This is a genomic window from Terriglobia bacterium, assembly GCA_036496425.1.
GTDB lineage: Bacteria > Acidobacteriota > Terriglobia > 20CM-2-55-15 > 20CM-2-55-15 > 20CM-2-55-15.
Genome location: DASXLG010000344.1, coordinates 41433 through 50507, shown reverse-complemented (window position 1 = coordinate 50507; position 9075 = coordinate 41433). Strand labels below are relative to the sequence as shown.

Sequence of the window (9075 nt, the reverse complement as noted above, 5' to 3'; positions counted from 1 at the left end):
GTGGCGCTTCTGAATCCGAACCCCGATACATCCACGTTGATGGTGGACTTGTTCGATAAATCCGGCACGATACAGGCGTCCACATCTTTGGATCTGGCGCCAAATCAGCGCATGGCTGTTCTCATCGATCAGCTTTTTCAGGAACCCATCGATCAACTCGGCGGGTACGTCCGGGTCAGCGCGGACCAGCCGGTATTTGCGCAGGAAATTCTTGGTTCGGCAAACCCGCCAGGTTTCCTCGCCAATGTTCCCGCGGATCCAGGGACGTCTGGCAGCGCCGCTGCGCTGGCTTCAACGAACCGCGCGCCTGCCATCGCGTCGGTCTCGCCATCACAGGCACTGATCGGTGGTTTGAAATCGTTGAACCTCAGAATCTCCGGCAGTGGTTTTTCACGCGGCTCGGTCGTAAACTACGATGGAGTAGCAATGAACACGAGCTTCATTCGTTCTACGCTCCTCGCGATCACGTTATCGGGTTCACATCTCGTTTCAGGCGTCCACCTCATTCAGGTTTCTAATTCCAACGGCGCCTCCAACGTTGTCAAGATCCTGCTGGCCAAAGGCGCATACCCCGCGAATCAACCGCCGGTAGTGAATGCGGGTCCGGATCAAAGCATTACATTGCCTGCTCAGGCGAACTTGAGCGGCGCCGCCCCCGATGACGGCCTGCCGCTGAACGGCACGCTTACCGTAAAGTGGTCCGAGGTCAGCGGTCCGGCTGCGGTGACCTTCAGCAACGCCGGTTCAACGGCAACGAAGGTTTCGTTCTCTGCCGGCGGAACATACACCATCAAGATGAGTGCCTCCGACGGAGCGCTTTCCTCAAGCGATAACGTCGTCATCACGGTGGCCGCTGCGGCCGCGCCGGCGCCTCCAACTCAACCACCATCACCGCCATCCCCACCCACGCCGCCGGCGGCAGGCGCGGCGTACTACGTTTCGACCTCCGGGAATGACTCCAATCCGGGTACGTCGCAGAGCAGTCCGTGGAAGACGATCGCCAAGGTGGAGAGCTTCCTTCGCAACCTGAAGCCAGGCGACAGCGTCCTGTTCCAGCGAGGCGGCATCTGGTACGAAGAACTGGATGTCAACAACGTCAACGGAGCTTCCGGTCTGCAGATCACTTTCGGCAACTATGGATCCGGCAATCTGCCGGTGATCGATGGCGGCGGTACGCCGGCCGGGACCACAATCAACGGAGGCCGGCAATGGTGTATCGGCGGCAGTGGTACGAAGATGTCGTATCTCACCATTGATGGTTTTGAATGCCGCTACACCAGTGCCTACGGCATTGTTTTCGTCGATGTTTCCAGCGGTTCTGCGGGAATCGTCGTTCAAAATTCGTACATTCACGATACCGGAAACGGCGATACGGGTTACCACAACCAGCTCATGTTCGCCGAGTACAACTACGGTCATCCATACGGCACTAAATTTCTGAACAACAAAGTCGGCAACTGTTATGGGCACAACTGCATCCAGATACACGGCGACACCGGCGGGCCGCTGATCCGGGGCAACGAATGTTATGGCTTCGCCCACAACTGCATCGATGTGAAGTATTCGCAGGGCGCCTTGGTGGACAGCAATGTCGTGCATGACGGCCTTGGCATTCAACAGTACGAAAACGCGTTTTATATCGAGAACGACACGGCTGCCTATACGGGCGACGTCACCTGGATTCGAAACATCGTCTATGGCATCAACATCTCGTCGGCATTTCAGTGCGAGTTTGAAGGCGGCCCCGTAACCTGCAGGGTATACAACAACACCGTCTACGCCCATTCAACCGGGGTATTCGGCGGCTCGACTTCGGGCAGTGTCAGCCAGGTTCAGATCTATGTTCTGAACAACATCTTCGACACTCCTTCGCCGAGAGACGGCGGAACCTACGCTCAATGGGACTATAACGATAACGTTCAAAGCAGCAAGATCGGGCCGCATGATCTGAACGTCAATCCGCAATATGTCAATGCAGCCGGGCACGACTTCCACCTCCAGACGGGCTCGCCAGTGATCGATAAGGGAGCCAGTGTCAATTTGCCTTATGCCGGCAGCGCTCCCGACCTGGGCGCGTTCGAGTCCGGTCTGAATTGAGGTGTTTGAACGCCGAGATACGCCAGGAGGAAGATCCAGCCGGTGAAGCTGCCTGCCCGGAATAGTGTCGATTCCATCGTGTTGACCATCAGTACGGCGATGAAGAGCAGCATCCATAGATTCCAGGTTTTCAGCTTCACGGTCCGGACGAAGCAGGAAATGACCATCAACGCAAGAAGGCAGACGCCGACCATGCCGGTTTCGTTCAGCAGGTCGAGATAACCTTCATGGCCTTCGTTCGGCTGCCATACCGATTCCTGCGGAGTGTACAGGCCGAGATCTCTTTCAGGCGTCCAGAATCCTCCGAATCCGGCGCCCTGGAGCGGATGGAGCTTCGCCTCCCGGATTATCGAATCCCATATATCCGTCCGCCCCGTGAAGGTATCGTCTTTACCGAGGCCTGCGAAAATCGTGTCGACGCTCGCGACATTGACGAAGATCAATGTTCCACACGCAAGACACAAGCTGAACGCCACAGCCGTGAACATGGTTCCCAGCCGCCTGACAAGGAACACAGATAAGCCGAGGAAGGCAATGAATGCCAGCGTCACGAATGACGTCGTGCTCCTGGAACCGGCCACCAGAACCAGCGAGGCTGCGGCAAACAGCGCGCACCAGAGCTTCCGCTTCGATCCGGTATGCGATATTCCCGCCGCCCATACGATGGTGCTTACAAGCGCGATCTCGCCCAGCGTGTTCTTATGCGAAGCCAGGCCGCGCCACGCCGACCCTTCCTGAGTCGCGCCCGGAACAAGCGCAATGGCGAGGATCGTCAGTGGGACGTATATCGCCAGGACTGCTTTGAGGTATTTCAGCGCATCTTCAGAAAACTCCGAATGAACGAAGAAGCTCAGTGCAACGATCGTGGATCCAATGATTCGAATGGACGCCTTAACCGACATTAATGGAGATTCCGACCAGGTCACGCTGATCGCACACCACAGCAAAAACAGGACGAAATACTTTTTCTGACTCAGAATTTCGAGCGCCTGCCTTCTTTTGGGCCAGAGACATACCAGGCACACCAGCGGAATGACGGAGTCCACAACCTGATTGATCGGGTTGGAAACGGTCATCGCACTGACGGCGTCATCGTCCTGAAAAGGCATGGCGGATCCGGCAAGCATGAAGACGACATAGAGGCAGAAGGCCACCCGGCAGATTTTCGAGACCAGCGGTCGTTCCTGGATGAGATTGGCGGGATTAGTCATGACAACACCTATTTGTAACTTTTATAGAGATGGCCGGTAGCGGCCATAAAACGTCCTACGTTTGCGGCAAGCTTCACTTGCCAGTAGGTTCTCCAGACCTTGCTCGGAAGTGTAATGATGGATAGCAGAAGACTCAGCGACCCGAAACCGACCGCCTTTATCAACATGAAAAGGCGTAACGGCCCCTTTCGAGTGGAAAAATCAATCGCTCTGCGGGTATGGGAATTTCCGCCCTTCAAGCCTCTACGCAAGAGGTAAGGCAGCCGCGTTCGCGACGGCGGCCAGTACTCGTAAACGTGGGCTTCATTGCAGTAGATAAGCCGGGCTCCATTCCGCTTCAGCCTGTTGAATAGATCCTCGTCTTCGCCGCCCGTGTTTCCATATTCCGGATCGAAAGGCACCGGCATGTGCGCCAGCGCGCTCGCTTTGAGCAGACAGTTGCCGGTCCAGGTCGAAGCGGCCTCGGTTCCCGTCGGCGTAGACGGAATCGTGTCATCCAGAAGGCGCCTCCCATGCTTTATCCACTCCGGCGCTTCGTTATCGAAAACGGGGAATACAGGCCCGAAGACTGCATCTGCACGATACTTGAGCGCGGCTGCGAGCAGCGTTGCCACCCAATCCGGCGAAGCGATCTCATCATCGTCGATAAAGAGCAGATACCGGCCGCGGGCGTTCGCCATCGCCATGTTTCTGGTCAGGCTGATGTTTTTCAAAGGTTGGATGTGATACTGAAACGTCATTTCTTTCGTATTGTACCGGCCGGCGGCCACGTGGGCGGCGCTGCCGTCGCAATCGTTGTCGACAACTATGATCTGCAGGCAAACGCCGTCCGGAAGTGACTGCGTTTCGAGGCTTCTCAGTAACTGCTGCAACAGTGCGGGCCGCTTATATGTGGCAATACACACCGAACAGATCACAGCGAGGCCTCCTTCCCGGCGACAGACAATCGCAAGGCGCGCGGTTTGCCGGTTTGGTTGGCGTCCAGACGGGACTCTTGAAGAAACCGCCGCACGAGGCATGACCACAGACTCACTGCCAGCAGACTTTCTCCGAGCAGTGAGGACGCGAGCCCGCCTTTAATGCCGTACCGGCCGATGAAAATCACATTGAACACGAGTGTGACCGCCATCGTTGCGCAATTGATTTTGGTGATCGCGCCAAACTCCTTCATGACTTGAAGGCCCGCGCTTGCGGTAAGTCCTGCGAAAACTGCGACGTTGATCGCGGCCCAGAATCCAATGAAATCCAGGGCGCCCTCATAGTCCCGGTTGAACAGGAATGTTTTGAGGAAGCCCGCAGACATCCATAACAACGCGGCATATGCGGCGACACCCGCTGCAACGACTCCCGCGACGAGTGCCTGCTCCCTTAGAAACCGCCGCAACCGTCCTGCTTCACGTAAATGAGCTCCCCGCGGTATCGCGACTTTATTCCATCCCGTCTGGAGCAATGTCATCGGTGTCAAAGGCAATCTCGAAGCCGCCACACTTCCGGCCGCAGAACTGCCGAGCATTGTGCCGGTGAGATACAAAGTGCAGTAAGACTGGAGATGCGTAACCAGCACACCGGCAAGGGACCATTTCGCGAGCGGCCAATGTTCACGGTAACTTTCGCGAATCGCCGGCCAGGAGAATATCCAGTTGCGGTTCTTGATGAGGGCGGTGGCAACCAGGGCGCTGATTCCCATCACGACAAATGCCGTTGCCGCCGTCATTCGAAATGACCGGTAGACAACACCGATCAGCACGAGAAAAGCCGCCGCGTAGTACGAATCCAGGAGCAGTACCGTATAAGGCGATTGCTCGGCAAAGTAATACGCCCGCGCAAACTCCCGCAACAACAGGCCGGCCGCCGCGAAAGACAGGCATCCGGCCATGACAACTTTCATGCCGTGGAATCCGTAAAGATAAAGGGCGACGGAGGAAAGCAGGCCCGCGGCCGCGGCAGGAACAAGGGCCATCATCTGGCCCCAGTACAAAGAGCCCGCGTAACTGTCCTTCTCTTCGTCATGTTTGCCGGCGAGCAACACGGCCAGTGGCGTTGTTACAACGGCATTCTGGATAGAGACGAGGAAGAGGGAAGCGGCGAGCGCGATAGAGTAGTAGCCGTATTCTTCCTTTGCCACCGTTTTTATGAGGATGAATGCAGCTACGAAATTCGTGCCCGAAAGTATCGCCTGATCCAGAAAGGCCGCGCCCGGCTTCAAGAGAATGTGCGCTCCAGACCGCATTTGCGTGAGCGAAGTCATGGGCGTATCCAAAGCAAGTTGCCTGCCGTGCGGATGCGGTCCTGCTCTTGCACTCGTTTTCAGGACACGTGATGAGGAATACAGCCCAGGACGAAATTCTTTTTCCACCGAGACCACACTTCCATGGAGAGCGCCGCATTGTGGAAATCGATCTTCGCGATTCGCGCTACGAAGCGTTCGTAAACAGCCATCCCAGTGCTTTGATTTACCATCACCCCGTGTGGCTCGAGGTTTTGACCCGTGAAAATCCCGGGAAACCCATCTGCCTTGCATCCCAGGATGACGCAGGCCGCCTGTACGGCATACTGCCTCTGCTTCCGACGCGAGGGCTGCCTTTCGGTGGACAACTGGCCGGCCGCCGCGTCTCTTCTCTGCCACGTACTCCGGTCGCCGGACCGCTGGCTTGCGATGCGCAGGCAGCCGCTGCGTTGATTCGTGCTGCGAAAAACTACGTACCGATACGCGGCACTCGGCTGCAGATCAAGGTGAAGTCGAATGACCTCGATGGGATTGTGGATGACGTCATGGGAGGCCGCTGGAGACAACATTATGTTCTGGAGCTGCCCGATCGCGTCGAAGACCTTCGTCTCGGCAGTTCCCGAAGCCATGCACGCATCCGGTCTACCGTGAACAAGGCTTCAACGCTCAACTTGAGAGTTCGAGAGTCAGAATCGGAGAGTGACCTGCGGGCGTGGTACGAACTCTATCTGGAGACCATGCGGTGGCACGTTGTCCCTCCCAGACCCTATCGTTTCTTTCAGGCTGCCTGGGATCTGATGCGGCCGCGCGGATTTTTGCGGTTATTGCTGGCAGAACTTACCGGTCACGAGCCGGCCAGACTACTGGCTGGCTCGATATTCCTGCCTTTCGGATCGACATTCTTTTACGCATTCAACGGAGCAAGCCGGAAATACACCACCTTGAGTCCGAACGATGTGATTCAGTGGCGCGCGGTTCACGATGCGTGCAAGGAGGGGTATCGTTACTTCGATCTGGGCGAAGTGCCGGACGGCTGCCAGGGACTGGCCGATTTCAAGCGTAAATGGAGCTCACGGCAAACCTGGCTATATCGCTATTACTACCCAAAGCCACCGGAGTTCGAGACTGGAAAACAGTCCGCGAGTCTCACAGCAAAGCTGATGAAGCGGATCTGGCGAAAGGTACCGATTAAAGCAACGGCCGTAGCGGGGGATTGGATCTACCGGTACTTATAAAGCGTTTTACGCAAGGATGAGCCCCCAGTCGATCAGTTGGGTTGCGGATCGGTTACTGGAGACGGGCGCGTGCGCCAGCTGCCGTCGGGCTGCGGCATCGACCGGATCTCCCGCGGCCGGGCCGGGATGCGCCAGCAGCCTGGTGAATTCGGCGGCGGCTTCTGTTCCTCGATGTCGTAAATTGCAGATATTCGGATGATTCAGCGCAGACGCCGCGCGCGCTTCACGGCGGAAACGGTTCAAGGCTTCGGGGTCGGCAGCAAGTTCCGCCGACACGAACTTCAGCGCGACGTAACGCTGAAGCCGGATGTCCTCGGCTTTATAAACCAAACCCATCCCGCCGCCGCCCAGTTTCCCGGTAATGCGGTAATTCGAAACGGTGTGGCCTGTAAGATCGCTGGCCGAATCTTCGCCCATGGGGACAACATACACGTTCGCCCCGTCCAGTGAAATGATTCGTTCCAAAGCTTGATTTGGTTGTGGCCTGCTACTATGCCGTCATGCAGGATCTGTTGAATCTTGTGGCACGGTACGGCTATGCATTGATCTTCGGCGCCACTTTCATTGAGCATCTGGGTTTGCCTCTTCCCGCTGTGCCGGTCTTGATTGGAGTAGGGGCGCTGTCGCGCTCCGGTCAGTTTTCGATTACAGGCGCAGTCGTGGCGTCGTTCGCCGGATCGATTTTAGCGGATGTGATCTGGTATCAGCTCGGCCGCCGCTATGGCCGATCGGTACTCAATCTGATGTGCCGTATTTCACTTGAGCCGGATCACTGCGTCCGGCGGGCGGAGGATACGTTTGCACAAAATGGAGTCTGGAGTCTTCTTTTCGTGAAGTTTGTTCCGGGGCTCAATGCGGCAGCAGTCCCTCTTTCGGGCATGATTCGTATTCCACCGGTACGATTTTTTCTATTCGACGGCCTCGGCTTGCTGGCCTGGGTGGCATTCTATGTTTCGTTAGGATGGGTTTTCAGCAGGCAGATCGAACTGGCCGTCCGTCTTTCCGGGCTTGGAGGTTCGCTCTTAGCCGTCATTGTGGCAGGCTTGGCGCTGTACGTCGGCGTGAAGTACGTTCAGCGGCGTCAGTTCCTGGGGGCGCTGCGTGGCGCGCGTATCACGGCGGATGAGCTGAAGACGAAATTGGATGAAGGGGGGCCCGTCACCATCGTTGATCTCCGGAACCAACTCGATCGCGGCATCGATCGCGTCCGTATTCCCGGGGCATTTCACATGTTGCCGGATTTTGCCGAGATCGACTTTGAACACATGAAACGCACCGGAGACATCGTTCTCTACTGTTCCTGCCCCAATGAAGCCACGAGCGCCAAAGTCGCCGCGGAGCTCAGAAAAAGGGGCTTAATTTCAGTTAGACCGCTTGAGGGCGGTCTTTCAACCTGGCGCGAACTCGGCTACCCCGTGGAATCGTTGGATTGACCGCGATTTCGTCGAAAGAATTCTTATATTTTGCCCGTCCTTACAAAGCGTTTTACGCGACGGATCATGCCCTGGGCACAACCAACCCAGTCATAGCACCCTCGCAGCTTCGCCAGAAACAGCTCGCGGTCATCACAGGAATTCACCGGCAGCCGTTTGAGAAGCAAACGGTCGTCGCCGGCGTGTACCCGTCCGACCATGGTGGTGACGCAAGTTTCATATCCGGATTGGCGCAGATGATCCGTCAGGAGATTCGCGAATGCCCGATCTTCCTGGGGAAATGCGTATGGATATGCGAAGCCCGTTACCTCGTATCCCAATTCGTCCTCGATCGACTGCTTGGAGGCGCTCAGCTCCGTTTCGAGTTTACGGGTCGATACATCGTGCAACATGGGATGGCTGACGGTGTGCGAGCCGAAGCGAATGCCCTGGTAGTGCAATTCGCGGATTTCAGGCCAGGTCAGGGATGCCCGTTCCAGCAATGATTTGCCTTTCGAGCCGATGAAACCGGTCGGCAGATACATGGTCGCGGTGAAACCAGATTGGCGAAGGATCGGCCAGGCCGAGGTATAGAAATTTCGATAACCGTCATCGAAGGTGATTCCCACGGTCTGGCGGGGTTTCGGCGTTAGAACATCAAGAGTTTGCAGGGCTTCGTCGAGGGACACTCCGGCGTAGCCCGCCTCCTTCAGCCATTGCATCTGTTCGGCGAAGCGTTGAGGCGCTGTTGCGAGCCGGTAGTAGGGTGAAATGTGTTCCTCTTCCTCTGCGATGCTGTGATACATGAGCAGAGGGACGCAGCGCTGTGAGGCGGCGGGTTGGAACCAGCGGAAAACGGACAATGTGAGTTGGCGATCGAGTGTAATATTCAT

8 protein-coding genes are annotated in these 9075 nt (G+C 56.7%); 3 read left to right on the top strand and 5 right to left on the bottom strand.

Features of this window, described 5'->3' with window-relative positions; all coding sequences use genetic code 11:
• Positions 1–2097 (top strand): hypothetical protein (locus tag VGK48_25210; protein HEY2384491.1); only part of this gene is annotated, 2097 nt, incomplete at its 5' end.
• Here the strand turns inward: VGK48_25210 and VGK48_25205 are convergent.
• The 3 genes from VGK48_25205 to VGK48_25195 are packed head-to-tail and all read right to left on the bottom strand — an operon-like array spanning position 2046 to position 5556.
• Positions 2046–3308 carry an O-antigen ligase family protein gene (locus tag VGK48_25205; GenBank protein ID HEY2384490.1) on the bottom strand — a complete coding sequence of 421 codons (1263 nt, stop codon included), beginning with the start codon at positions 3306–3308 and terminating at the stop codon, positions 2046–2048. The two genes, VGK48_25210 and VGK48_25205, sit on opposite strands and share 52 nt — an antisense overlap.
• 8 nt (positions 3309–3316) lie before the next feature.
• Positions 3317–4225, bottom strand: coding sequence for a glycosyltransferase family 2 protein (locus VGK48_25200; protein ID HEY2384489.1), 909 nt, complete (start codon positions 4223–4225; stop codon positions 3317–3319).
• Positions 4222–5556, bottom strand: a complete 1335-nt coding sequence (locus tag VGK48_25195; GenBank protein HEY2384488.1) for a polysaccharide biosynthesis C-terminal domain-containing protein — start codon at positions 5554–5556, stop codon at positions 4222–4224. The genes VGK48_25200 and VGK48_25195 overlap by 4 nt, the downstream gene beginning before the upstream one ends.
• A gap of 71 nt (positions 5557–5627) precedes the next feature.
• Here VGK48_25195 and VGK48_25190 point away from each other — a divergent pair, with 71 nt between their 5' ends.
• Positions 5628–6770 (top strand): GNAT family N-acetyltransferase, encoded by a 1143-nt coding sequence (locus VGK48_25190; protein ID HEY2384487.1) that lies wholly within the window; start codon positions 5628–5630, stop codon positions 6768–6770.
• 6 nt (positions 6771–6776) lie between these two features.
• Here VGK48_25190 and VGK48_25185 read toward each other — a convergent pair whose 3' ends face one another.
• Positions 6777–7235: a hypothetical protein gene (locus tag VGK48_25185; GenBank protein ID HEY2384486.1), complete on the bottom strand. Its 459-nt coding sequence runs from the start codon at positions 7233–7235 to the stop codon at positions 6777–6779.
• Between the two features lie 35 nt (positions 7236–7270).
• On the opposite strand from VGK48_25185, the gene VGK48_25180 reads away from it, so the two are divergent.
• Positions 7271–8203: a VTT domain-containing protein gene (locus VGK48_25180; protein HEY2384485.1), complete on the top strand. Its 933-nt coding sequence runs from the start codon at positions 7271–7273 to the stop codon at positions 8201–8203.
• Positions 8204–8226: 23 nt separating this feature from the next.
• On the opposite strand, the gene VGK48_25175 is transcribed toward VGK48_25180, so the two are convergent.
• Positions 8227–9075 carry a polysaccharide deacetylase family protein gene (locus VGK48_25175; protein HEY2384484.1) on the bottom strand — a complete coding sequence of 283 codons (849 nt, stop codon included), beginning with the start codon at positions 9073–9075 and terminating at the stop codon, positions 8227–8229.

Coding starts and splice junctions, on each gene's coding strand:
- VGK48_25205 (HEY2384490.1), bottom strand. CDS start 3,308: ATGACTAATCCCGCCAATCTCATCCAGGAACGACCGCTGGTCTCGAAA.
- VGK48_25195 (HEY2384488.1), bottom strand. CDS start 5,556: ATGACTTCGCTCACGCAAATGCGGTCTGGAGCGCACATTCTCTTGAAG.
- VGK48_25190 (HEY2384487.1), top strand. CDS start 5,628: ATGAGGAATACAGCCCAGGACGAAATTCTTTTTCCACCGAGACCACAC.
- VGK48_25180 (HEY2384485.1), top strand. CDS start 7,271: ATGCAGGATCTGTTGAATCTTGTGGCACGGTACGGCTATGCATTGATC.
- VGK48_25175 (HEY2384484.1), bottom strand. CDS start 9,075: ATGAATATTACACTCGATCGCCAACTCACATTGTCCGTTTTCCGCTGG.